Here is a 21736-nt window from a genome sequence, read left to right as displayed (position 1 = left end):
GCCGACGGCCGACTGTCCCGGGTGGGAACAGCCGACCGCTGGTGGTGCCGTCATTCATATCGGTTCGGGTGCGCTGCCACTGCCCGCCTCGGCGTTAGAAGGTGACGCCGTCACCCACACGGACGTCACGGGCGGCCGCCAGTTTCGACTGCATGCCGTAGATCTCGATGAAGCCGCGCGAGGAGGACTGGTCGAAGGTGTCGCCGGTCTCGTAAGTGGCCAGGTTGAAGTCATAAAGACCGGTGTCGGTGCGGCGGCCGTCGACTGTCGCCCGGCCTCCGTGAAGCACCATCCGGATATCACCGGTCACATACCGCTGGGTGTCCTCAATGAAGGCATCCATGGAGCGCTTGAGCGGTGAGTACCACTGTGCCTCGTAGACCAGGTCACTCCAGGCCTGCTCCATCTGCCGCTTGTAGCGGCGCTGCAACCGCTCCAGCGTAACTGCCTCCAGGGCCTGGTGCGCCTCAATGAGCGCCACTGCCCCGGGCGCCTCATAGATCTCACGGGACTTGATGCCCACCAGCCGATCCTCGACCATGTCGATGCGCCCCACGCCCTGGGCACCGGCACGCCGGTTGAGTTCCTGCACGGCCTGCAGGGGGGTGACCGGCTTGCCGTCGATAGCGGTGGGGACGCCCTGCTCGAAGTGGATCACGACCTCATCGGGCAGCGGCGGGTAGGTGGGGTCGTCGGTGTAGACATAGACGTCCTTGGTAGGTGCGTTCCACAGGTCCTCCAGGTACCCGGTCTCAATGGCTCGGCCCCACACATTCTGGTCGATGGAGAAGGGGTTGTGCTTGGTAGTCTCAATCGGCAGGTCGTGCTTCTCCGCGTAGTCGATGGCGACATCCCGCGTCAGGGCCAGGTCGCGCACCGGGGAGATGCAGTTCATGTCCGGGGCCATGGAGGTAATGGCCACTTCGAAACGCACCTGGTCATTGCCCTTGCCGGTGCACCCGTGAGCTACAGTACTGGCGCCGAACTCACGAGCGGCTCGCACCAGGTGCTTGGCGATCACCGGACGAGACAGGGCCGACACCAGGGGGTATTTGCCCTCGTAGAGCGCATTGGCTTTGAGGGCGGGCATGCAGTAATCCGCGGCGAACTCGTCCTTCGCATCGGCCACATACGCCTCGACCGCACCGCAGTCGAGAGCCCGCTGGCGGATGACCTCCAGGTCTTCCCCGCCCTGACCAACGTCCACGGCGACGGTGACGACCTCGCGGCCGGTCTGCTCCCCAATCCAGCCGATGGCGACGGAGGTGTCGAGGCCTCCGGAATAGGCGAGAACGACGCGGTCTTGATGCTTGCTCATATGCGTTCTGTTTCTTTCTCTGTGGTGTTAGCTGTGTGACAGCTTGTAGTTGGGATAGCGGCCAGGACAGAATGCGCGGAGGGCGCGGTCAGTCTCGCGAGCCCGGATCGGCCAGGGCCAGCAGATGGGCGGACACTTCCGCGGCCACAGTCTCGGAGCGGGTGATGACCAGGACGGTGTCGTCCCCGGCGATACAGCCGAGAACACCCGGCAGCATGGAATCGTCAACCGCACTTGCCAGCAGCTGAGCGGCGCCCGCGGGGGTGCGCAGGACCAGTTGGTTACCGGCGCATTCGGCGGTGACCACCAGCTCGGCGCACCAGCGGGCCAGGCGGGCGCTGGCGTGATCGGACAGTGACTCCGTTTCTGCTCCCTTGGGCGGCACCTGGCCGGGCGCACCGGCCTCGGGAATGGCGTACACCTGGGTACCACCTACCGAACGCCTCTTGGTGGCCCGCAACTCCACCAGGTCGCGTGAGAGCGTCGCCTGAGTGGTACTCACCCCGTGATGGGCGAGGGCGTCGCGCAGTTCCGCCTGCGAGCGGATACGCTCGTGGGCGAGGATCCGGGCTATCAAGGCGTGGCGGGCAGTCTTAGTCGCCGGTGCGGCCGCACCGGAGTCGGGTGCTGACGCGGTGGAGGGCGTGCTCATATCGCCGCCCGCTCGGCCAGGACGTCGGTGAGCGCGGCCGTGAGGGCGTCCGCGTCGGCGTCGGCGAGGATGAACGGGGGCGCGATTCGCAGCGTGTCCGGGCGGGGCGGGTTGACGATGAAGCCGCGCCGCTCCAGGTCGGACGCCACCTGGGAGGCCGGGCCGACGGCGTCGGCCAGACCGACACCGCGCAGCAGACCGGCTCCACGTACCTCGGTCACACCGGGCACGGCGGCCAGCTCGACCGCCCACCGATCGCCGAGCTCGGTCACCCGCTTCAACAGTCCTTCCACGCGGATGGTGTCTATAACGGCCAGGGCGGCGGCCGCGGCCACCGGGTTGCCGCCGAAGGTGGTGCCGTGTTGACCGGGTCCGAGCAGCTGCGCAGCTGCGCCGGTGGCCACGGTAGCGCCAATCGGCATGCCGCCGCCCAGGCCCTTGGCGAGGGTGACCACATCCGGGACGACGCCGGGGGCGAGCAGGTGGTGCGCCATCCAGGCGCCGCTGCGGCCCATGCCGGTCTGCACCTCATCAAGGATCAGCAGGGCGCCGACGGCTGCGCTGAGCTCGCGTGCCGCTTCCAGGTATTCGGCTGACAGCGGCTGTACACCGGCCTCACCCTGGATGGGTTCAACGAAAAGAGCGGCCACATCCGGGCCGAGCGCGCCCCGCAGTGCATCCACGTCGCCGGCAGGAAGAAACTCCACCCCGCCGGGCAGCGGTTCGAAGGGCTCGCGGTAGGCGAGCCTATGAGTCAGCGAGAGCGACCCCATGGTGCGACCGTGGAAGGCGCCCTCCAACGCGAGGATGCGCGGGCGTGCCGTGCCGCCATGACGGCGGGCGATCTTGAAGGCGGCCTCATTGGCCTCCGCGCCGGAGTTGGCCAAGAAGACTCGCGCGCGCGCCGGGGCCGCCGGGAACACCAGCTCGGCCAGAGCCTCGGCCAGGGTGATTTGGGCCGGGGAGGTGAACAGGTTGGAGATGTGCCCCAGCGTGGCCAACTGCTCGGTGACGGCGGTGACGATGGCCGGGTGGGCGTGTCCCAGGCAGTTGACGGCGATGCCGGCGAGCAGATCAATGAACTCATTCCCGTCGGCGTCCCAGACTCGGGCCCCCTCCCCGCGCACCAGTACGCGCGCGGGGGTGCCGAAGGTGTTCATAACCGCGCCCTCATATTGCTCCCGCCAGGTCTCGTTGGTGCCCGGAGGAGTTGAGGAATGTGCGCTCATATCGTGGCGCCTCCTTTCGTCCGTGACTGGGGAACGACATCGGGGTGAATGACCGTGCCGACGCCGTCGTCGGTGACGATCTCCAGCAGCATGGAGTGCGGTTGGCGGCCGTCGACGACGTGTGCCTGGCCGACGCCGCCGCGCACCGCACGCAGGCAGGCCTCCATCTTGGGAATCATGCCGCTGGACAATTCGGGCAGGAGCGCCTCAAGGGCGTCCGCACCGATACGGGAGACCAGCGAGTCCTGGTCGGGCCAGCTTGAGTACAGGCCCTCCACATCGGTGAGGATGATCAGCTTCTGTGCCTTCAGAGCGACGGCGAGTGAGGCCGCCGCGGTGTCGGCGTTGATGTTGAGCACTGTGGTTGAATCTGCGACGAGCGGGGCCACCGAAGAGACCACTGGGATGCGGCCCTGGTCCAGGAGTTCGGTCACGGAGCGGGGATCCACCTCCACGACGTCGCCCACCAGGCCAACGTCCACACGCTCACCGTCCACGGTGGCCAGGCGCTGCCGGGCGCGCAGCAGTCCCCCGTCCTCTCCGGAGATGCCGACGGCGGCTGAACTGTACTCGTTGAGCAGGCTGACCAGTTCACGTTGCACGCCCCCGGTTAGCACCATGCGGACCACGTCCATCACTTCAGGGGTGGTCACACGCAGGCCTCCCTTGAACTCCGACTCAATGCCGAGCCGGGCCAGCATGGCGCTGATCTGCGGACCACCGCCGTGCACCACCACGGGCCGCAGTCCCACCTGGTGCAGGAACAGTATGTCTGCGGCGAAGGCGCGTTTGAGGGCATCGTCAACCATGGCGTTGCCGCCGTACTTGACGACGATCGTCGCCCCCTTGTAGGCGCGTAACCAGGGCATTGCCTCCAGCAGGACGGAGGCCTTCTGGGTAGGGGTCAAGCCGGGAGGAGGAGTAGTGCTCATGTGGTGTAGTCCGCGTTGATAGTGACGTAGCCGTGAGTGAGGTCGTTGGTCCAGACGGTGGCGGTGGCATCGCCCGCATTCAGGTCGATGTCGATGCGGGTCTCCCGCGGGGTCATGTCCACCGTCGAGCGGTCCTCGCCGAGGGCGCCATGGCGGTAGATCGTCACGCCGTTGATGGTTACATCCACCTGTTCGGGGTCGAAGGGGCAGACCGTCTCGGGGACGGTCCCGAGCTGGGAGATGACCCGCCCCCAGTTGGGATCCTCACCGGCAACCGCGCATTTGAGCAGGTTGGAGGCGGACACGGTCCGGGCGGCCGCCTCCGCGGCCGCCTCGGTGACCGCGCCGTTGACGGTGATGGCGATGTCATGGGTGGCTCCCTCCGCATCCGCCACCAGCCGGCGCCCCAGGCGCCCCAACAACTCCTCAAGCGCGGTGTCGAACTCACCCGGCACCGGGGTATTGCCCGAGGCACCCGAGGCCAGCAGCAGAACGGTGTCATTGGTGGACATGCAGCCATCGGAGTTGATGCGGCCCACGGTGCGGGCGGCGGCGCGGGCAAGGGCGGCTTCCGCGGTCGTGGCGTCGATCACGGCGTCGGTGGTGATAACGCACAGCATGGTGGCCAGCCCGGGGGCGAGCATGCCCACCCCCTTGATCATGCCGCCGATGGTCCAGCCGTCCAGGTTGAGCGCGTCCTCCTTGGGTACCGTGTCGGTGGTCATGATGGCACGGGCTGCGTCATGGCCGGCGTCCGACGTGTCGGCAAGGTTCTGAACGGCGGCGGCAGCGCCGTCCAGCAGTGCCGGCATGTCCAGGGGGATGCCGATGACGCCGGTGGAACACACCAGCACCTGACCGGCCCGCACACCGGGGTGATCCTTACTGAGCAGCTCGGCGACGCGGGCGGCGGTCGTGGCCGTGTCGGCCTGCCCGCCAGGACCGGTGCAGGCGTTGGCGGACCCGGAGTTGAGGATGACGGCGCGGGCAGCGCCCGCCTGGCCACGCTCACCCGCCAGCACACTGCGGCACCAGCGCACAGGGGCGGCGGTTACCCGGTTGGTGGTGAACACGCCGGCAGCGACGTCGAGGGGACCGTCATTGACTACGACGGCCAGATCGGGCCTGCCGGACTCCTTCAGCCCGGCATGAATACCGGCGGCGCGGAAGCCGGCGGCAGCGGTTACGCTCATGGTGCGACTCCTTCCGTGATCACTCCGGTGGTCTCCGGCAGCCCCAGCGCAAGGTTGAGAGACTGGAGGCCGGCCGAGGCCGTGCCCTTGCCGAGGTTGTCGATCGCGCAGATCATCACCGCCGCATTAGCGGCGGAGTCGTATGTCACCTGCACGGTGGCCACCCCGGTGCCGACGACGGCGCCGGTTGTGGGCCAGATACCCTCGGGCAGCAACTGGATCAACGCCTCCCCCTCCCCGGCGGCGCCGTAGGCGCGCTGCCAGGACTGGCGCAGCGCTGCGTATGGATCTCCACTGGCGCGCACGGCCTCCGTGACCGGAGCCGTCACGGTGGCGAGGATGCCGCGACTCATGGGAACCAACACCGGGGTGAAGGACAGTCCCAGGGCATCGGCTTGTGCACCCGCGACCTGGAGGTTCTGGATGATCTCGGGAATGTGCCGGTGGGTGCCGCCCACGGCGTATGGCTGTGCGGAGCCGAGCGCCTCGGAAGCCGTCAGGTGGGGTTTCAGCGCCTTACCGGCACCGGAGTAGCCCACGGCCAGAACGGCGTTCAAGCGGGAAGGATCAATGAGTCCGGCGGCCACGCCGGGCTGGGCGGCGAGGGTGACGGCGGTGACGTTGCAGCCGGGGACCGCGATGCGGCCAGTGGAGGACAGTTCGGTGCGCTGGGCGGCGGCTGCCCACTCCCCGACGTGCAGCAGTTCGGGCATGCCGTAGGTCCAGGCACCGGCGTAATCGGTCCCGTAGAAGCGCTCCCAGGCATCCCGACTGGTCAGGCGGTGGTCTGCGCCGCAGTCCACGAGAATGGGGGTGGGTCCGGGGGCCTGCTCCAGCGCTGCGGCGATGGCGCCCGAGACGCCGTGCGGGAGTGCCAACACCACGATGTCGTGGTCCGCCAGGTGCTCTACGTCAGTGGGCGCAACCTCCCGATCGGCCATGCCGAGCAGGTGGGAGTGGTGCTGCCCCAGCCGCGTGCCCACCGAGGAGTTGGCGGTTACGTTGCCGACCTCGATCCCGGGATGGGCGGCGAGGAGGCGGAGGACCTCTCCGCCTGCATACCCGGTCGCTCCGGCGACCGCTGCTGTCCAAGTCACCCGGAAACCATACATCCGACTGGATACATATGCACAACCGGCTCGGGACGCCGCCGAGTCGACTTACTCACAACACGCGCGCAGCCGCGCCCCGGAGAGCGAACGGCTTGGTTCAGCGCGCTCCCAGGGCCTCGGCGATCGACCTGCTCCAGTCACGCACCGCATCCAGGTCACGGAAGTCCCCCTCAGAGGCGCCGCCCATGCGGGCGATCGAGCGCTCTCGCAGAGTCAGTGCGGAGGGGTCGAAGCGTCCCGCGAAGGTGACGTGATCCTCGGGTTCGATTGACAGCAGCACTGGGCCAATGCGGTGCGGATCGGAGATCTTGCCCTTGGGTAGACCCGATAGTCCGACCGAGAAGGCCCACACCGGGTGGGACCGCAGCTCGTCGCTGAAACGCTCGGTGAAGTCGATGGCCGCCGGCGTCCAACGTGTCATATACACCGCACTTCCCAGCACGAAGGCGTCATATCCGGCGACTTCCGTGACGTCCTCGGGGCGGACCTGATCCACATCGTGGCCCGCGGCCCGCAACTCCTGCGCGACGACGTCGCCAACCTCCTCGGTGGATCCGTGGCGGGAGGAGCACATGAGCAGGATCTTCATGGAATCAGTATCGCCGTCCACGGTCGGTTTCGGCAGTCGATCGGGCACTCTCACCGCCAAGCGTGATCACCATCATATTCAGGCGCGCAGTTGGGCGCCCAAACGCTTGGCGGCGCGCTTGACCACGCGCTTGCGCACTGCAGCGGTCTCCGCGGCGGTCAGCGTCCGGTCGGCGGCGCGCAGACGCAGGGAGAAGGCGAGGGACTTGCGTCCCTCCCCCAGCTGCGGACCACGGAAGACATCGAACAGGCGCACCTCCTCGGCCAGATCCCCGGCCGCATCACGCACCACCTGCTCAACCGCGGCGGCGGTGACGGACTCGTCCACAACGAGCGCGACATCCTCCTTCGCGGCCGGGAATGTAGAGACTGCACGCACCTGCAGAACACCCGCATCCGCAACGACCGCGAGCAACGGTTCCAAGTCGAGTTCGACCGCACACGCACGCGGGGGCAGCCCAAGGCTACGCACCACGCGCGGGTGCAGCTCACCGGCGTGGGCCACCATGGAGCCGGACACCAGGTCACGTCCTCGCCGCACCGCGGGTAGACGTACCTCAGCAGTGCGTCCGGGGTGCCAGGGGGTGTAGGGCGCCTCGGGGACACCCATCTCGACGGCGACGCCCAGGGCGGCGGCAATGGTACGCACCAACTGGATGGCATCTGCCCAGTCCCAGTGGCGGGCAGGGCCGAGCACGCCGGCGCGCTCTCGGTCTCCGGCCAGGACGATGCCCACATGCGTGGGCTGGTCCGGAATGCCGGCCTCCAAGGCGGCGATCTCCGCGTCGCTGGGGCGTCGGTCCACTCCTGGGATGGCGGCCGGCACGGTCCCGGCCGGGTGAGTGACACTGCCGACCTCGAAGACGGCGACGTCCTCCAGCCCGCGGGAGACGTTGCGGCGGGCGACCTCCAACAGGGAGTCGAGCACACTGGTGCGCAACAGGGGGGCGTCATCGGCCAACGGGTTGGCCAAGCGCACCGCCGCTCGGCGCGGATCATCCGCCGGCAGCTCGAGTCGGTCGTGCACATCACCGATGAACGGGTAGGACAGCACCTGGGTCAGTCCGGCGTCGGCCAGAGCGCGTACCACGTCGCGCCGGGCACGCTGCCGGTCGGTAAGGCCTGTGCCCGCGGGCGCTACCGGCACGATGGAGGCGATGTTGTCGTACCCGTCCAGGCGGGCGACCTCCTCGGCGAAGTGGGCGGCGCCGACAAGGTCCGGCCGCCAGGTGGGCGGCGTGACGGCGAGGAGCGCCACGCCGTCGGCGTCGGCACCGGCGGACTCGACCGTACAGCCGATGGCGCGCAGCAGTTCGGTGACGCGGGCGGTGCCGTAGGCGACACCGGTCAGGCGCTGCGCGGCGTCGGCGCGGATGACGATCGGCCGCGGCGCGGTGGTGCGGTTGACGTCGGTAGCGGCCGCGTCTGCGGTGCCCCCGCCGTACTGGACGAGCAGGTCGACGGCGCGCTGGGCGGCCACGGGGGCCAGCCGGGTGTCCACACCGCGCTCGTTGCGCTTGGAGGACTCGGTGGCCAGCTTGTGGCGGCGAGAGGAGCGGGCGATGGAGACGGCGTCGAAGTGGGCTGCCTCGATGAGCACGTCGGTGGTGTCGGCGTCGATCTCCGTATCGGCGCCACCGAACACGCCCGCCAGCACCAGCGGCCGGGAGCCCTCCCCGGACGGGGAGTCGGTGATCAACAGGTCCTCGCCGTCCAGGGTGCGGGTGACCTCGTCGAGGAATGTCAGGGTCTCCCCCTCTCGGGCACGCCGCACCACGATCGGGGCGGCCAGCTTGTTCAGATCGAAGGCATGCAGCGGCTGCCCAAGGTCCAGCATCACATAGTTGGTCACGTCCACCGCCAGGCTGATCGGGCGCATGCCGGCGGCGATCAGGCGGTCCTGCATCCACTTCGGGGAGGCGGCGGAGGGGTCGATGCCGCGCACCATGCGGGCCACGTAGCGGTCCACGCCCGGGCGCCCGTGAATCGGAGCGGTGTCCTCGGCGAAGCGAACGGGGAAGCCGTCATCGCCGGCCGGGGTGATGCCCTGCGGGAAGCGCTCGGGGTTGGTGGCGTCGGCCGGGTCAGTGAAGGCGGCCCCGGTGGCGTGGGAGTACTCGCGAGCCACGCCGCGCATGGAGAAGCAGTAGCCGCGGTCCGGGGTGATGTTGATCTCCAGGACCTCCTCCCCCAGGCCGAGCAGGCCGATGGCGTCACTGCCCGGGGCGGGGACCGGTTCGCCGTCGCGACCATGGGCGGCCAGCCAGCGTTCGAGCACGATGATGCCGGAGTGGTCATTCCCGAGGCCGAGTTCCCGCTCGGAGCAGATCATGCCGTCGGAGATGTGCCCGTAGGTTTTGCGAGCGGCGATGGCGAAGTCACCGGGCAGGACCGCGCCCGGCAGGGATACCACCACATGGTCACCGACCTCGAAATTGTGGGCGCCGCACACGATGCCGCGGCTGGGCAGCTCGGAGGGCTCCTTGCCGGCGCCGGGGGCGTCGTTGTGCGCCCCGACGTCGACGCGGCAGTAGTTGATGATCTTGCCGTTCTTCTGCTCCTTGGCCTCCCGGGTCAGCACTCGGCCGACGACGAGGGGGCCGGTGACGGCGGGGGGAACGATGCGCTCCTCTTCAAGACCGACCTTGACCAGGTCGGCGGCCAGTTCCGCCGCACCTGTTCCGGCGGGGACGTCGACGTGCTCGCGCAGCCACTCGATCGGGACGTAAGGCATGTCAGTTTCCCCTTCCGGTGGTGCCGAACTGCTGGGAGAAGCGGATGTCGCCTTCGACAATGTCGTACATGTCCGCAATGCCGTGGCGGAGCATCAGGGTACGCTCCAGGCCCATACCAAAGGCGAAGCCGGTGTAGACCTCCGGATCGATGCCGCAGGCGATGAGCACGTTGGGGTTGACCATGCCGCAGCCGCACCACTCGATCCACCCGGGGCCGCCCTTCTTCTGCGGGAACCACAGGTCCATCTCGGCGCTGGGCTCGGTGAAGGGGAAGAACGAGGGACGCAGGCGGGTACGGGCGTCGGGGCCGAACATGACACGGGCAACGTGGTCAAGGGTGCCCTTGAGGTGGGCCATGGTCAGCCCCTTGTCCACCGCCAGGCCTTCGACCTGGTGGAACACCGGGGTGTGGGTCTGGTCCAGCTCGTCGGACCGGAATACCTTGCCCGGGCACGCTACGTAGATAGGCGGATCCTGCTCCAGCATGACCCGGGCCTGCACCGGCGAGGTGTGGGTGCGCAGCACCAGATTCGCGGTGGCGCCCGGGGCGCCGCCCACACAGGCGCCGTCGACGTAGAAGGTGTCCTGCATCTGACGGGCGGGGTGGTCGGTGTCGAAGTTGAGGGCGTCGAAGTCGAACCACTCGTGCTCGACCTCCGGCCCCTCGGCGATGGACCAGCCCATGGCGGTGAAGAAGTCGGAGACCTCGTCTATCAGGACGTCCAGGGGGTGGCGTGCGCCGACGGCGGCGCGGGCGGTGGGGACGGTGACGTCCACGGCCTCGGTGGCAAGCATCTCGGCCTCGGCTTGCGCCTCGAGTTCCTCCTGGCGGACAGCCAGGGCGGCGGAGATACGACCGCGAGCGCCGCCGAGGAGTTTTCCGGCGGCGGCCTTGGCGGCACGATCGGGCAGCCGGCCGATCTCCCGATTGGCCAGGGCGAGCGCGGAGGCGTCGCCGGTGTAGGCCAGGCGTGTCTCCTTCAGCTCGGCCAGGTCGCCGGCGACGGCGATGGCGGCCAGGGCCTGTGCGACCAGGTTGTTGACGCCGGCCTCGTCCGTTGGCGAGAGGGCGCCAGGGGCGTCAGTCATATGCGGTTGCCTTCCACCAGTTGAGTCGGGTTCTCTCCGGGTCCAGATTAGTCTGCGCCGCGCCAGGGCCCGAAATCGTCTCAGATGCGCGCCTGAAAGCGTGCCCCCGACCGTGGGCGATGCATTACAGCGTTGCGCGGACGTATACGCGGGCGGGTCTTGACGGTGACGTTACGTCACCTGTTGGGATGGGTGCATGCGCATCAAGGAGATGTCCGATCTGGCCGGAACCACCCCGCGGGCGGTGCGTCACTATCACCGCCTGGGACTGCTGCCGGTACCGCCGACCGTGCGCGGGCGGCGGGAGTACGGCGTAATGCACCTGGCCCGGCTCATGCGGATCCGTTGGCTCGCAGACGGTGGCCTTTCCCTGGCGCAGATCGCCGAGGTACTCGCGCAGGATCCAGGCGGAGCCGACCGCGAGTCGGTGCTGCACAATCTGCGGGCCACTCGTGAGACGGTCATTGTGCGTCGCCGCGAGTTGCAGGCGCAGGAGGCCCGCATCGACGAGTTGATCGCCCGAGTCGAGGACGGTGAGGGGCTCGAGCCCATCCCCCAGCTGCTGGTGCGCTTCTACGACGCCGTGCAGGCACGCCTGGAGGAGGAGGGGCTGAATACCCGCGGGCTGCGGGCCGAGCGGCAGGTGGTGACGGCACTGGCCGCCCTGGCCCTGATTCCCGACAGCATCGGCACCTTCCTGGCCGAGCTGGATGGCGCCGAGTGGGAGGCGGGCGTACGCATCTACGCCCAGATCGCCCGCCTGGAGCAGCTGGGCGGAGAGGAAGCCCGCACCGCGGCCCTCGACCTGGCCGAGGAGACCTGGGAGTACACCCTCCGGCACCGGTCTACGGCGCTGGCCGCATTCTCCGACTTTCCGACCGGGTCGCCGGGTCGCACCACCTGGCGGCTGACCCAGATGATCACCGATACCTACACCGGACCGGCACAGCACCTGTACATCGACCGTTTCCTGGAGCTGCTCCTGGCCGATCCGGACTTCGCCGCCGTCATTCGGCGCCTGGCCGGTGACGAGCCCGCATTGTGAGCGGCTCCCCCTCGTCCGGACCTTCCCTGGTCCCGATCCCACCACCACCGGCACTCTCATGAAAGGGCACCATTGATGACAACACGCAAAGACAGGGGCCGCGCCGTCGGCGCCACGAGTCCGTCCGGAACCCCGATTCGGGTGCAGGGCCTGGTCAAGCGCTTCGGGCGCTTCACCGCCCTGGACGGGCTGGACCTGGAGGTCGCCGCCGGTCAGGTGCACGGCTTCCTCGGCCCGAACGGGGCGGGCAAGTCCACGACCATTCGCACCCTGCTGGGCCTGTACCACCCCGACGGCGGCAGGGTGCGTGTACTGGGGCGTGATCCCCGGCGTGAGGCGCCTCGAATCAACCGGGAGGTGTCATACGTGGCCGGGGATGTGGCGCTATGGCCGAATCTGACCGGCGGACAGGCGCTCGACGCCCTGGCGGGTCTGCGCGGTAAGCGGGACCGCGCCCGGGAGGAAGAACTGATCGAGCGCTTCGCCCTGGACCCGACCAAGAAGGTGCGCACCTACTCCAAGGGCAACCGGCAGAAGGTGGCACTGGTGGCGGCTCTGGCCGCACCGACAAGCCTGCTGATTCTCGATGAGCCAACCAGTGGCCTGGACCCGCTGATGGAGCAGGTTTTCATGGATGAGGTGACTCGGGCCGCGGCCCAGGGGCGCACCGTGTTGCTGTCCAGCCATATCTTCGCCGAGGTGCAGCGTCTGTGCAGCGCGGTGACGATCATCAAGGACGGCCGTGTGGTGGAGCAGGGCGACCTGGCCCGGCTGCAGCAGTTGGCCCGTATCCAGATCGAGGTCGGCGGCGATGCGGATCTGCTGCGCGGCATAGCCGCGTCGCTGCCGCAGCTGGAGGACGAGGTGTCTGTGGAGGACGGCCGCCTGAGCGTGCAAGTGGGCGCCGCCCGGGTACCGGCGGTGCTGGCGGCGGTCGCCGCGCAGGGAGCCACCGACGTGATCTGCCGGCCGGCGAGCCTGGAGGACCTGTTCCTGCGTCACTACGAGGAGGTGCGCGGATGAGCGCCCACGACGATCTGCGCGGCTTGCGCCGCGCGCTGCGACTGACCGCCCGGAGGCTGCGTGTGCAGGCGCTCGCCTGGATCCTGCCCCTGTGGCTGGGTATGGCGTCCTTCGCGCCGGCCTATCAGGACGCCTACTTCTCCGAAGCCGGTGACGCCGGTGGTGGGGGCGGCAATGCGGTGGTCGAGGCGCTGCGGGCCTCCCCGGGCACGCGCCTGCTGTACGGCGAGCTTCCCGACCCGGGCACCATCGGTCAGCTGGTGCAGTGGGAGGGCGCCACCTACCTGCTGGTGTGCACCGCGCTTATGGCGGTGCTGTTGACCTGCCGCCTGTTGCGCGCGGATGAGGACGAGGGCCTGACCGAGCTGTTGCGGAGCGCGGGCGCCGGGAGGTGGGTGCCCTTCCTCACCCCGGTTCTGGTTATCTGGGCGGCGGTCGGCGTCCTGGCCGCCTTGGTGGGCGGCACGCTCGCGGCCGAGGCCACGCAGATCGAGTCGCTTCCCGCGGCGGGCGGATGGGCGTTGGCCGGGGTGACCGCCGTCGTCGGTTGGGGCTTCGCCGGGCTGGCCGCCGTGGCCTGCCAGTTGGCGCGCAGCGCCGCCGGCGCCCGCCCGCTGGCCCTGGCATGTGTTGGGGTTGCCTTCATGGTGCGGGTGGTGGCCGACCAATGGGAGCTCACCTGGCTACGGTGGTTCACGCCGCTGGGGTGGCGTGACCTGGCGGCTCCCTACACCGATGATGACCCCCTGCCGCTGGCCGTGTGCGCCGCTATCTGTGTTGCCCTGGTGGTGGCGGCCGGAGCCCTGTACGCCCACCGGGAGTATGCCGGCGGCTACCTGCCCGACCGCGCCACCAGTGGGCGCCGCTGGCGGATCCACGGCTACGCCGACCTGCTCACGCGCCTGTCCACCCGCACAACCCTGGCTTGGTCCGCGGCAATTGCCTGTTTCTCGGCGCTATTCGGCTCTATGACCGAGGGCATCCTGGAGATGATGCGGGACGATCGCATCGCCGAATACGTGAACATGCTGGTACAGGCCGGCGCCGACATGATGGAACAGTTCATGTCGCTGATGACCGTGATGATGGTGCTACTGATCGCGGTGGCGGCGACTGGGCAGGCGGGTCGGCTCGCCGCCGATGAGGACGCCGGACTGGTGGAGGTCGAGGCCGCCGTCGGGGTGCCGCGCCGGCGTCTGTTCCTGATACAGGCAGTCTCGGCGGCAGCGGTGGGGACGATTCTGCTGGTGTTGTGCGGGGCCGTGCTGGCCGCAGTCACGGCCACGCAGGTGACCGAGGATCATGCCGTGGGCCGGGCCTTCGTGTTCACCGTCACCCAACTGCCCGGAGTGCTGGCGGCGATCGGCATTGCGCTGGCGGTGGTCGGCGTGGCGCCGCGACGTTTTGGCCTCGTGTGGGCGGTGATCGCCTGGAGCGCCTTCGCCAGGCTGCTGGGCGGCATGATGGATCTGCCGACCTGGGCGCAGGACCTGAGCGTGTTGGGGCACTACCTCGACGTCGTCGGCGACCCCGACTGGGTGCCGCTGGCGGTGCAGACGGCTATCGGCGCCCTCGGTACCGCCGTCGGCCTGGTGGCCTACCGACGGCGCGACCTGTCAGGTGTCTGAACCGCTTACTGAAGCGCGGCAACACCGGCCAGGTGACATGCGGCCGCAGCGACAGCACCGCACCGGGACGCCAGCATCAGCAGTTCCCTCTCCCCCGCCGGACGCGCCGCCTTGACTGCGCTGTTGACGAAGCTCGATACACACCAGAACCGGGACCAGTAGCACGCTCACAGGGCTTATTCGCCGCTGTGGGATGCAAACCGCGTCGGATGCTCAAGCAGGTGATGCATGCTCCGCTTGCTATGGAACGATGGCCATGACGACGATTCCACACCGCGAGCTACGGAACGACAGCGCCGCAATCCTCCGCCGAGTAGAGGCCGGCGAGAGTTTCGAGATCACCAACAACGGACGTCCCGTGGCTGAACTGGTACCTATTACTCACGAAAGCCTCGCTCTACTGCGTCGGCAAAGAGCTACGCGTCCAGCGGTCCCCACAGACTTCAACGCCTTAAAACGCGCGCGAGGACTCAGCTCAAAAGATGTACTGGACGATCTGCGCGGCGGACCGTGACCATTTGCCACCTGGATACCTCCGCGGGAGCATCTGCTCAACGCAGCGCGAGACACGGCGGGGCTGCGTGCGGCAGACGCGATCCACCTAGCAGTTGCCCTGAACGTACGCTCCGACCCGCTTCTCACTTACGACCGGGAAATGCAACAAGCTGCGCTGCAACGAGGGCTGACGGTGACCGCCCCGAAGTAACGCGGCTCTTCCTGTTTGGGGGTGTAGCTGGTGGTGCGTTCTGGTCACACCGAGGTGGTCTTGGTCGGATCAGAACCCTGCCGACTATGGAGGGTTTGGGGCGTGTGAGTTGGTGTTCCACGGGCCGGCTCCTACCGTGGGCGGCCTGCGCGTCGCTTTATGGTCCGTGGGTTGCCGCTCTCTTTAAGCGTGAAGTGTTGGTTTACGACCTTGGGGTGTGGTTCACGACCCCGGGGTGGTCGTGAATCGTACCCCGGGGTCGTGAATCGACATCGCGGCCCTCTTGCCAGGCGTCACCAGATGCGGGCCGGTCGGGCTGCCGAGTGAGTGCCCCGGGTCAGTGCGGGTGGGCAGGCGATAGCGCGGCGGCGTGGGGTGATGTCGCGGGGCAGACGGTTCCTACGTTTGGTTGACGACTCAGCACTTGGCACTAACGCTTCAGCACTTCCGACGACGGCGCGTATCTGCGCCCCACAAACCGTCAGGACACCACGGGAAAAGGACGCGGTGAGCCTGCCGGTTCACCGCGCCGGACTTGGCTGCACTTGGCTGCCGCCATCCCCGGTGCCGCTTCATTCGCGGCCAAGTCATCACGGTCAGCTCTTCATCGGTCGCCGAGCGCAGCAATGGCCCGGGCACAAGCCGCAGCCGCCTCATCGATCCAAGCGGGGATCGCACCACCCAGATAGGGACGGACCAGGCCGTAGGGGCATTGCCGGGTGGCGGTACGCAACAGAGCGATCCTGTGCTCGTCGACTACCACATAACGTCGGCGAGCAAGATCTTCCGAGACGGCGTTGACCTCGTCGTTGACAATCGCCACCTCGCCTCGCAGAGCCGCGGGAGCGGAACGGACCAGTTCCGCCTGCCGATATAGGGTCATGGCACGCGCCTGCGCCGGATGCTCACGGCAGTAGACCGGAATGTGCTGCGCCGCGGCCACCACGGCTTCGGCGGCGGGCTCGAAGCGGCAGGCCGCCATGAAACCCTGCTGGAAATCACGCACGGAACGCAGCCAGAGAGTGACGAGCAACTCCTCGCGTGAGCCGAAGCGATAAGTAGACCGAACCGACGGGCGCGCCGGCCTCGCCGGCGATTTCGGCAACCGTGGTGTGCTGGCCGCGGGCAAGAACTACTCGGGCAGCAGCATCAAGAATGTCGTCTGAGCTGAACTTAACGGGCCTTGCCACGCCACGAGTTTACGATATAGAATTTAGAACGTGAGTTCTAAAACTGGTTCGGCTGTCACCACCACCGGCCGGAGGCCGCAACGCTGGGCCAAGATCGCCTGTTGGACGGCATTTTGCGCGCCGCTGCCTTCGGCAGCATGGCGCTTGGCTATGCTCACCGGCATTAATACCGGGTTCGTATACGCCCACGTGTATCGCGACGGCGGCGCCAGAACGGCCTACGTCCTGGGCCTGGAGGCCGTTCAGCTCTGCGCCGCCGCACTGTGCCTGGGGCTGTGCTACCCGTGGGGCGAGCGGGTGCCCCAGTGGGTTCCTGGATTCGGTGGAAGTCCTCTCCCCCGAATACTGCCCATCGTCATCGGCGGGCTGGGCGACGCGTTGCTGTACCTGATCATCGGCAGCACCACGGTGCGGTTTGCCAGCAGGTGGTTGGGACTGGCGGAGGGGCTGACGCCAACCAGTGGCATGAGTCCCGGCGCGGTCACCGTTCTCGCGATCGCCTACGCGCCCATGCTCATCTGGCCGCTCGCATTGACGGTGGCGCTCGTGGGGTACTGGCGACGGCGTGCCTAGTATCAGTGCCCGGTAACGGCCCTGGAACTGGTGTCGACCCGATCCAGCGCGGTCAGCGGGTGCGCGCCTCCACGCGCCTGGCCAGCACGCTCAGCGCCCAGTTGATAAGCACGTAGATCAACGCGATGATCACGTAGGCCGGCAGGTAGACATCCAGGTGTGCCGTGACGCGCGCCGAAGAGGTCAGCAGGCGGCCGGCGTACATCAACTCCAGGTAGGCGACCACGTAACCCAGTGAGGAATCCTTCAGGATGGTCACCAGCTGGGTGATGAGCGTCGGCAGCATCAGCCGCAGAGCCTGTGGCATCAGGATCAGCCGCATGGTCTGGCCGCCGCTGAGCCCGAGCGCCTGCGCCGCCTCAGTCTGCCCCCGGTCCAGGGCGAGCACCCCGGAGCGGAAGACCTCCGCCGTCGTCGCCGAGGAGCACATGACGATGGGCACTGTGAGCATCCAGAAGGGTGACAGGGTCGGCCCCCAGCGCGGCACCGCCAGCAGAAAGAAGTAGATCAGCAGCAGCATGGGAATGGCGCGCATGGTGTCTATCCAGGCACCGAACAGTGTGCGTATCAGCCGCAGGCGGCTCATCCGCGCCCATCCCAGCAAGATGCCCAACGGGAATGACAAGGCCGCACCCACGACGGTCACCAGCAGGGTGTCGGCCAGGGCATGCCCGAGGTACCCGACCACTGACTGTCCCAGGAAGTAACGCCACTTGGGGTAGGCGAGCTGCCCGGCCTGAGCGAGCTGGAACAGGGCGGCGGCGGCGAGCACCAGCAAAATCAGGGTTACGAGCACCGATCCGATGAGAATGCGGCGCCGCCCCTTGGGACCGGGGGCGTCGAAGAGCAGATCGGCGTCGGTGGCACCGGCTGCGCGGGCCGGACCGGGTGCTGTCAAAGTGCTCATACGCGGGCCTCCCGTCCTCCTATGCGGCGTTCCAGCAGGCCGCCAAGCTTGGTGGCCAGGAAAGCGATCGCCAAGTAGCTCAGTCCCGAGGTGAGGAAGGTGATCACCGCCTGCGCGTAACGCAGGTTCAGCTGCTGGGTAACGTTGGTCAGTTCGGGTACGCCTATGGCGGCGGCCAGCGAGGAGCCGATCAGGCAGGCGATGAAGATGTTGACCAGTGGCTGGATGGTGCGCGCCAGCGCCTGGGGCAGCACGACGGCGGCGATGATCAGTCCGAAGGGCATTCCCAGGGCGCGGGCCGCCTCGATCTGCCCCTTGGGCACGGAGTTGATGCCCGAGCGCACCGTCTCGCATACGAATCCGGAGGCGGAGAAGACGATTGCGGTGACGGCCGCGGCGAACAGGGACAGCGGCACGCCCGCCCGGGGTGCGGCGAAGGCAGCCAGAATCATCAAGCACAGGGTTGGGATATTGCAGGCGACCGCCACCCAGACGGAGCCCAGGGCCCGCAGCGGCGGGATCGGACTGACACGGAAGACTGCGATCAACGTGCCGACCGCCAGCGCGCTAACGAAGCCGATCACGGCGATAGTGAGTGTCGTGGCCAGGCCGTGGCCGATCATGCCGAGGTTGTCGGTGATGACGTTCATAGGCACCTCCTCCGGAGTGCCGGGGCGGCCGGCCCCGAGGGCGGGCCGCCCCGTCGCGTGTGCTGTGCAAGCGGGCTGGTGTCGATCCGAGCGGTCGGTCTGCGTCAGTTGGTTGCCGACGCCGTAGCGGCCTGTGTCTCGGAGCCGGGCACGGAGCCGATGGCGGGCGGCTCGGGGGCATCACCACCGATGATCGTGCCGATTGTGGCGGCCCAGATGGCATTCCAGGTGCCGTCGTCGTAGATGGTCTGCAGGAAGGTGTTGACGAATGCCTGCGCGTCGGAGCCCTTGGGCAGGCCGATGCCGTAGGGGTCCTCGGTGAAGGGCTCACCGACGATCTTGACGGCGTCGTTGGACTGCACCTCGCTGAGCTGGAGCGACTGGTCGACGACGTAGGCGTCCACTTGGCCCGCCTCGAGCGCGGCCACGCAACTGGGGTGGTCGGTGAACTGCACCTGCTCGGCTTCGGGGGCGGCCTCGTCCAGGGCGGGGCCGGAGGAGGAGTTGGACTGGACGGCGACCTTCACCCCAGTCAGGTCGTCGACGCCCTTAATGTCGGACTCGTCGGCACGCACCAGGACCGACTGGCCAGAGGAGTAGTAGGGACCGGCGAAGGAAATCTTCTCGGCGCGCTCGGGGGTGATCGTGTAGGTGGCGAAAACGGCGTCGACCTGACCGTTCTCGATCATCGTCTCGCGCGTGTCGGAGGTGACCTGGGTGACCTCCAGCAGGGAGCGGGCGTCGTCCCCGCCGATGATGTATCGGGCCAGGGTCTGGGCGAGAGCGGCGTCGAAGCCGGAGACCTGCCCGGTGGCAGGGTCCTCAATGGAGAAGACCTCGGAGGTCTTGGTGCCGCCGGTCTTCAGCAGGCCCGCATCCTTAACGGCCGACGCCCAGCTGGAGGCGGCCACGACGTCATCGGCGGCAACGGGGCCGGAGTTGATCACGGCGTCATAGTCGAGGGCGCCGGCAGAGCCGACCGCCTGGCCGTCGGCGCCGGTATCGGCGCAGGCCGCCAGCACCGCGGCTAGGGAGGCGCCACCGGCGGCGGTCAGCAGGCTGCGGCGCGTGAGCTTAGGAAGAACGGACATGACGGTTCCTTTCGGATTCGGCAGGACGAATACCTGAAGCGGGTGGTGTGGCCACCGGTTCAGTGGCTGAGCACTTTGGACAGGAAGTCACGGGCACGCTCGGTGCGTGGGGCGGCGAAGAACTCCTCGGGTGCGTCGAGTTCAACGATCTGGCCACCGTCCATGAAGGCCACGCGGTCAGCCACCGAACGGGCGAAGCCCATCTCATGGGTGACCACGAGCATGGTCATGCCCTCGGCGGCCAGGTCCTTGATGACGTCGAGGACCTCGTTGATCATCTCCGGGTCCAGGGCGGAGGTGGGCTCGTCGAAGAGCATGATCTTGGGATCCATGGCCAGGGCGCGGGCGATGGCGACCCGCTGCTGCTGCCCACCGGACAGTTGCGGCGGCCGCTTGGCGGCCTGGTCGGCCAGCCCCACGCGGTGCAGCAGTTGGCGGGCGCGGGCCTCGGCATCGGCACGGGGTATCTTGCGCACACGGGTGGGGGCCAGGGTGATGTTGTCCAGCACGGTGCGGTGCGGGAACAGGTTGAAGGACTGGAAGACCATGCCGACCTCGGCGCGCAAGCGGGCCAGTTCTCGCCCCTCCTGGGGCAGGAGTTCGCCGTCGATCTCAATGCTTCCGGACTGGATCGTCTCGAGACGGTTGATGGTGCGACACAGCGTGGACTTGCCGGAGCCGGAGGCCCCGATGACGGCGACCACCTCGCCGCGGTGGATGTCCAGGGAGACATCGTCGAGCGCCTGAAAATCGCCGTAGTACTTGCTGACGTGGCTGATACGCACCACGGGGCGCTCGGAGCTGTATGGGTTGGCGGGAGCAGGCATATGAGCCTCTTCTCGTGTTGGGGCGAATGGGGCCGGGGCTGTCTCAACGACAGCGACAGCAACACATTCGCATGACCACTGTGTTCCCTCCGGTTCGGTTACGCGGCGTCCGGACCCCCCGACAGCCGTGACGCTGCCCGGCCACGATCCGGTGGACCGCCCGGTGCTCGTCGGGTGCACATTAGCACTCGAAACGCGACACACTCAGCGTCAAGCACCTGCCTTCGCCTCTGCTGGGAGACGCATCACAAGCCCGTCTCGGTGTTTGAGATACGCCTGGTTGGTCGAGCCTTAACCGGCGTGCTGCGCCCGGGCACTGGCGTACAGGCAGATGGCGGCGGCGGAGGCGACATTCAGGGACTCGGCGCGCCCGTAGACGGGGATCGCGACGACCGTGTCCGCCGCCTCCAGGGCCGCAGGCGCCAGCCCGCGGGCCTCGTTGCCCAGCAGCCACGCCGACGGCGCCGCCAGCTCAGCCTCGGCGTCGAACAGGCTCACGGTGCCGCGCCCATCGGCCGCCAGTAGCCTCAGCCCCGCCGTCCGCAGCGCCCGCACGGCCTCCTCGAGCTCGACGCCGACCAGCACCGGCAGGTGGAACAGGGAACCCGCGGTAGCGCGCACGACCTTCGGATTCGTCGGGTCGACGCTGCCCTTGACGAGCACGACGGCGTCGGCACCCGCAGCATCGGCGGCACGAATGATGGTGCCGGCATTGCCGGGATCCTGGGCCTCGGTGAGCACCGCCACCAGGCGCGCCCCGGACAGGGCCGCCTTGGTCCCTCCCCCGCCGATTCCCGTCTCCGGCGACGCCGCCACGGCGTCGGTACTCACCACGGCCAGCACGCCCTGGGCGTCCGTGCTCATGGCGGACATGACCTCGGGGGTCACCAGGTGGGTGTACAGGCCGGCTGCCGCGGCGGCGTCGGCAATATCAACGTGAGCCCGTGCCGACTCCTCGGTGAAGTAGACGTCCAGCACGTGCCCGGCGGCATGCCGCACCGCCTCGCGCACTCCCTGCGGCCCCTCCGCCAGAAAGCGGTGGTGCTTATTGCGGGCGGAACGCCGAGCCAAGCCCGCCACCCGGGTAATGCGAGTGGCCTTGGGATTGTCCAGGATCGTGCTCGTGCTCATGGGCGCAGATTACCGGCGCTTCGCGTTTGAGGGTGCGGGTGGAGCCGGGAGTCGGCTCGCCGGCGTGCTTTGCGCTGACGTCGTCTGCTACGCAGGTTCGGTGTTTACTACTCCGGT

At 68.2% G+C, this 21736-nt stretch carries 21 protein-coding genes; 5 read left to right on the top strand and 16 right to left on the bottom strand.

The window, feature by feature from the left end; translation table 11 throughout:
* Positions 1 to 94 precede the first annotated feature (94 nt).
* From Q4A20_RS10885 to pheS, 9 genes are all read right to left on the bottom strand, one after another.
* On the bottom strand, positions 95 to 1318 hold the full coding sequence (locus tag Q4A20_RS10885) for an argininosuccinate synthase (RefSeq protein ID WP_303122895.1): 1224 nt from the start codon (positions 1316 to 1318) through the stop codon (positions 95 to 97).
* Between the two features lie 88 nt (positions 1319 to 1406).
* On the bottom strand, positions 1407 to 1970 hold the full coding sequence (locus Q4A20_RS10880; RefSeq protein WP_303122894.1) for an arginine repressor: 564 nt from the start codon (positions 1968 to 1970) through the stop codon (positions 1407 to 1409).
* On the bottom strand, positions 1967 to 3199 hold the full coding sequence (locus Q4A20_RS10875) for an acetylornithine transaminase (RefSeq protein ID WP_303122893.1): 1233 nt from the start codon (positions 3197 to 3199) through the stop codon (positions 1967 to 1969). The genes Q4A20_RS10880 and Q4A20_RS10875 overlap by 4 nt, the downstream gene beginning before the upstream one ends.
* On the bottom strand, positions 3196 to 4131 hold the full coding sequence (gene argB, locus Q4A20_RS10870) for an acetylglutamate kinase (protein WP_303122892.1): 936 nt from the start codon (positions 4129 to 4131) through the stop codon (positions 3196 to 3198). The genes Q4A20_RS10875 and argB overlap by 4 nt, the downstream gene beginning before the upstream one ends.
* Entirely contained in the window at positions 4128 to 5324 is a 1197-nt protein-coding gene (gene argJ / locus Q4A20_RS10865; RefSeq protein ID WP_303122891.1) for a bifunctional glutamate N-acetyltransferase/amino-acid acetyltransferase ArgJ, read from the bottom strand. The genes argB and argJ overlap by 4 nt, the downstream gene beginning before the upstream one ends.
* On the bottom strand, positions 5321 to 6421 hold the full coding sequence (gene argC / locus Q4A20_RS10860; protein ID WP_303122889.1) for an N-acetyl-gamma-glutamyl-phosphate reductase: 1101 nt from the start codon (positions 6419 to 6421) through the stop codon (positions 5321 to 5323). The genes argJ and argC overlap by 4 nt, the downstream gene beginning before the upstream one ends.
* Before the next feature lie 112 nt (positions 6422 to 6533).
* A complete protein-coding gene (locus Q4A20_RS10855; RefSeq protein ID WP_303122887.1) occupies positions 6534 to 7025 on the bottom strand; it encodes a flavodoxin domain-containing protein in 492 nt (163 codons plus the stop codon).
* Between the two features lie 78 nt (positions 7026 to 7103).
* On the bottom strand, positions 7104 to 9758 hold the full coding sequence (gene pheT / locus Q4A20_RS10850) for a phenylalanine--tRNA ligase subunit beta (RefSeq protein ID WP_303122885.1): 2655 nt from the start codon (positions 9756 to 9758) through the stop codon (positions 7104 to 7106).
* 1 nt (position 9759) lies between these two features.
* Entirely contained in the window at positions 9760 to 10848 is a 1089-nt protein-coding gene (gene pheS, locus Q4A20_RS10845; protein ID WP_303122883.1) for a phenylalanine--tRNA ligase subunit alpha, read from the bottom strand.
* Between the two features lie 196 nt (positions 10849 to 11044).
* Between pheS and Q4A20_RS10840 the strand changes: the two genes are divergently transcribed.
* The 4 genes from Q4A20_RS10840 to Q4A20_RS10825 all read left to right on the top strand — a co-directional run bounded on the left by Q4A20_RS10840 (position 11045) and on the right by Q4A20_RS10825 (position 15058).
* Entirely contained in the window at positions 11045 to 11893 is an 849-nt protein-coding gene (locus Q4A20_RS10840; protein ID WP_303122882.1) for a MerR family transcriptional regulator, read from the top strand.
* Between the two features lie 75 nt (positions 11894 to 11968).
* On the top strand, positions 11969 to 12916 hold the full coding sequence (locus tag Q4A20_RS10835; protein ID WP_303122881.1) for an ABC transporter ATP-binding protein: 948 nt from the start codon (positions 11969 to 11971) through the stop codon (positions 12914 to 12916).
* Complete coding sequence (locus Q4A20_RS10830; RefSeq protein WP_303122880.1) at positions 12913 to 14544, top strand: ABC transporter permease; 1632 nt, start codon at positions 12913 to 12915, stop codon at positions 14542 to 14544. The genes Q4A20_RS10835 and Q4A20_RS10830 overlap by 4 nt, the downstream gene beginning before the upstream one ends.
* Positions 14545 to 14737: 193 nt before the next feature.
* Entirely contained in the window at positions 14738 to 15058 is a 321-nt protein-coding gene (locus Q4A20_RS10825) for a type II toxin-antitoxin system Phd/YefM family antitoxin (RefSeq protein ID WP_368502474.1), read from the top strand.
* A gap of 796 nt (positions 15059 to 15854) precedes the next feature.
* On the opposite strand, the gene Q4A20_RS10820 is transcribed toward Q4A20_RS10825, so the two are convergent.
* Both Q4A20_RS10820 and Q4A20_RS10815 read right to left on the bottom strand, forming a co-directional pair.
* On the bottom strand, positions 15855 to 16283 hold the full coding sequence (locus Q4A20_RS10820) for a TetR/AcrR family transcriptional regulator (protein WP_303122876.1): 429 nt from the start codon (positions 16281 to 16283) through the stop codon (positions 15855 to 15857).
* On the bottom strand, positions 16249 to 16440 hold the full coding sequence (locus Q4A20_RS10815) for a TetR family transcriptional regulator (RefSeq protein WP_303122874.1): 192 nt from the start codon (positions 16438 to 16440) through the stop codon (positions 16249 to 16251). Before Q4A20_RS10815 ends, Q4A20_RS10820 begins: the two co-directional genes overlap by 35 nt.
* Positions 16441 to 16470: 30 nt before the next feature.
* Here Q4A20_RS10815 and Q4A20_RS10810 point away from each other — a divergent pair, with 30 nt between their 5' ends.
* A complete protein-coding gene (locus Q4A20_RS10810; RefSeq protein WP_303122872.1) occupies positions 16471 to 17013 on the top strand; it encodes a hypothetical protein in 543 nt (180 codons plus the stop codon).
* A 52-nt stretch (positions 17014 to 17065) separates the two neighbouring features.
* On the opposite strand, the gene Q4A20_RS10805 is transcribed toward Q4A20_RS10810, so the two are convergent.
* From Q4A20_RS10805 to Q4A20_RS10785, 5 genes are all read right to left on the bottom strand, one after another.
* Positions 17066 to 17920, bottom strand: coding sequence for an amino acid ABC transporter permease (locus Q4A20_RS10805; RefSeq protein WP_303122870.1), 855 nt, complete (start codon positions 17918 to 17920; stop codon positions 17066 to 17068).
* A complete protein-coding gene (locus Q4A20_RS10800; RefSeq protein ID WP_303122869.1) occupies positions 17917 to 18570 on the bottom strand; it encodes an amino acid ABC transporter permease in 654 nt (217 codons plus the stop codon). The genes Q4A20_RS10805 and Q4A20_RS10800 overlap by 4 nt, the downstream gene beginning before the upstream one ends.
* 104 nt (positions 18571 to 18674) lie before the next feature.
* Positions 18675 to 19661, bottom strand: a complete 987-nt coding sequence (locus tag Q4A20_RS10795) for a glutamate ABC transporter substrate-binding protein (RefSeq protein ID WP_303122867.1) — start codon at positions 19659 to 19661, stop codon at positions 18675 to 18677.
* Positions 19662 to 19720: 59 nt separating this feature from the next.
* Positions 19721 to 20488 (bottom strand): amino acid ABC transporter ATP-binding protein, encoded by a 768-nt coding sequence (locus Q4A20_RS10790; RefSeq protein ID WP_303122865.1) that lies wholly within the window; start codon positions 20486 to 20488, stop codon positions 19721 to 19723.
* A 291-nt stretch (positions 20489 to 20779) separates the two neighbouring features.
* The gene (locus Q4A20_RS10785) at positions 20780 to 21619 is read right to left on the bottom strand and encodes an RNA methyltransferase (RefSeq protein WP_303122863.1); all 840 of its coding nucleotides are present in this window, start codon (positions 21617 to 21619) and stop codon (positions 20780 to 20782) included.
* Positions 21620 to 21736 lie beyond the last annotated feature (117 nt).

The organism is Actinomyces sp., assembly GCF_030530635.1.
GTDB lineage: Bacteria > Actinomycetota > Actinomycetes > Actinomycetales > Actinomycetaceae > Actinomyces.
Note: the sequence above shows the minus strand (reverse complement) of the source record. Positions and strands in the feature narration are given on the sequence as shown.

What these genes read in the sequence shown, in the direction of transcription:
- Q4A20_RS10885 (WP_303122895.1), bottom strand. Translation starts at nt 1,318, where the DNA reads ATGAGCAAGCATCAAGACCGCGTCGTTCTCGCCTATTCCGGAGGCCTC.
- Q4A20_RS10880 (WP_303122894.1), bottom strand. Translation starts at nt 1,970, where the DNA reads ATGAGCACGCCCTCCACCGCGTCAGCACCCGACTCCGGTGCGGCCGCA.
- Q4A20_RS10875 (WP_303122893.1), bottom strand. Translation starts at nt 3,199, where the DNA reads ATGAGCGCACATTCCTCAACTCCTCCGGGCACCAACGAGACCTGGCGG.
- argB (WP_303122892.1), bottom strand. Translation starts at nt 4,131, where the DNA reads ATGAGCACTACTCCTCCTCCCGGCTTGACCCCTACCCAGAAGGCCTCC.
- argJ (WP_303122891.1), bottom strand. Translation starts at nt 5,324, where the DNA reads ATGAGCGTAACCGCTGCCGCCGGCTTCCGCGCCGCCGGTATTCATGCC.
- Q4A20_RS10855 (WP_303122887.1), bottom strand. Translation starts at nt 7,025, where the DNA reads ATGAAGATCCTGCTCATGTGCTCCTCCCGCCACGGATCCACCGAGGAG.
- pheT (WP_303122885.1), bottom strand. Translation starts at nt 9,758, where the DNA reads ATGCCTTACGTCCCGATCGAGTGGCTGCGCGAGCACGTCGACGTCCCC.
- pheS (WP_303122883.1), bottom strand. Translation starts at nt 10,848, where the DNA reads ATGACTGACGCCCCTGGCGCCCTCTCGCCAACGGACGAGGCCGGCGTC.
- Q4A20_RS10840 (WP_303122882.1), top strand. Translation starts at nt 11,045, where the DNA reads ATGCGCATCAAGGAGATGTCCGATCTGGCCGGAACCACCCCGCGGGCG.
- Q4A20_RS10835 (WP_303122881.1), top strand. Translation starts at nt 11,969, where the DNA reads ATGACAACACGCAAAGACAGGGGCCGCGCCGTCGGCGCCACGAGTCCG.
- Q4A20_RS10830 (WP_303122880.1), top strand. Translation starts at nt 12,913, where the DNA reads ATGAGCGCCCACGACGATCTGCGCGGCTTGCGCCGCGCGCTGCGACTG.
- Q4A20_RS10825 (WP_368502474.1), top strand. Translation starts at nt 14,738, where the DNA reads ATGCAAACCGCGTCGGATGCTCAAGCAGGTGATGCATGCTCCGCTTGC.
- Q4A20_RS10805 (WP_303122870.1), bottom strand. Translation starts at nt 17,920, where the DNA reads ATGAGCACTTTGACAGCACCCGGTCCGGCCCGCGCAGCCGGTGCCACC.
- Q4A20_RS10800 (WP_303122869.1), bottom strand. Translation starts at nt 18,570, where the DNA reads ATGAACGTCATCACCGACAACCTCGGCATGATCGGCCACGGCCTGGCC.
- Q4A20_RS10795 (WP_303122867.1), bottom strand. Translation starts at nt 19,661, where the DNA reads ATGTCCGTTCTTCCTAAGCTCACGCGCCGCAGCCTGCTGACCGCCGCC.
- Q4A20_RS10790 (WP_303122865.1), bottom strand. Translation starts at nt 20,488, where the DNA reads ATGCCTGCTCCCGCCAACCCATACAGCTCCGAGCGCCCCGTGGTGCGT.
- Q4A20_RS10785 (WP_303122863.1), bottom strand. Translation starts at nt 21,619, where the DNA reads ATGAGCACGAGCACGATCCTGGACAATCCCAAGGCCACTCGCATTACC.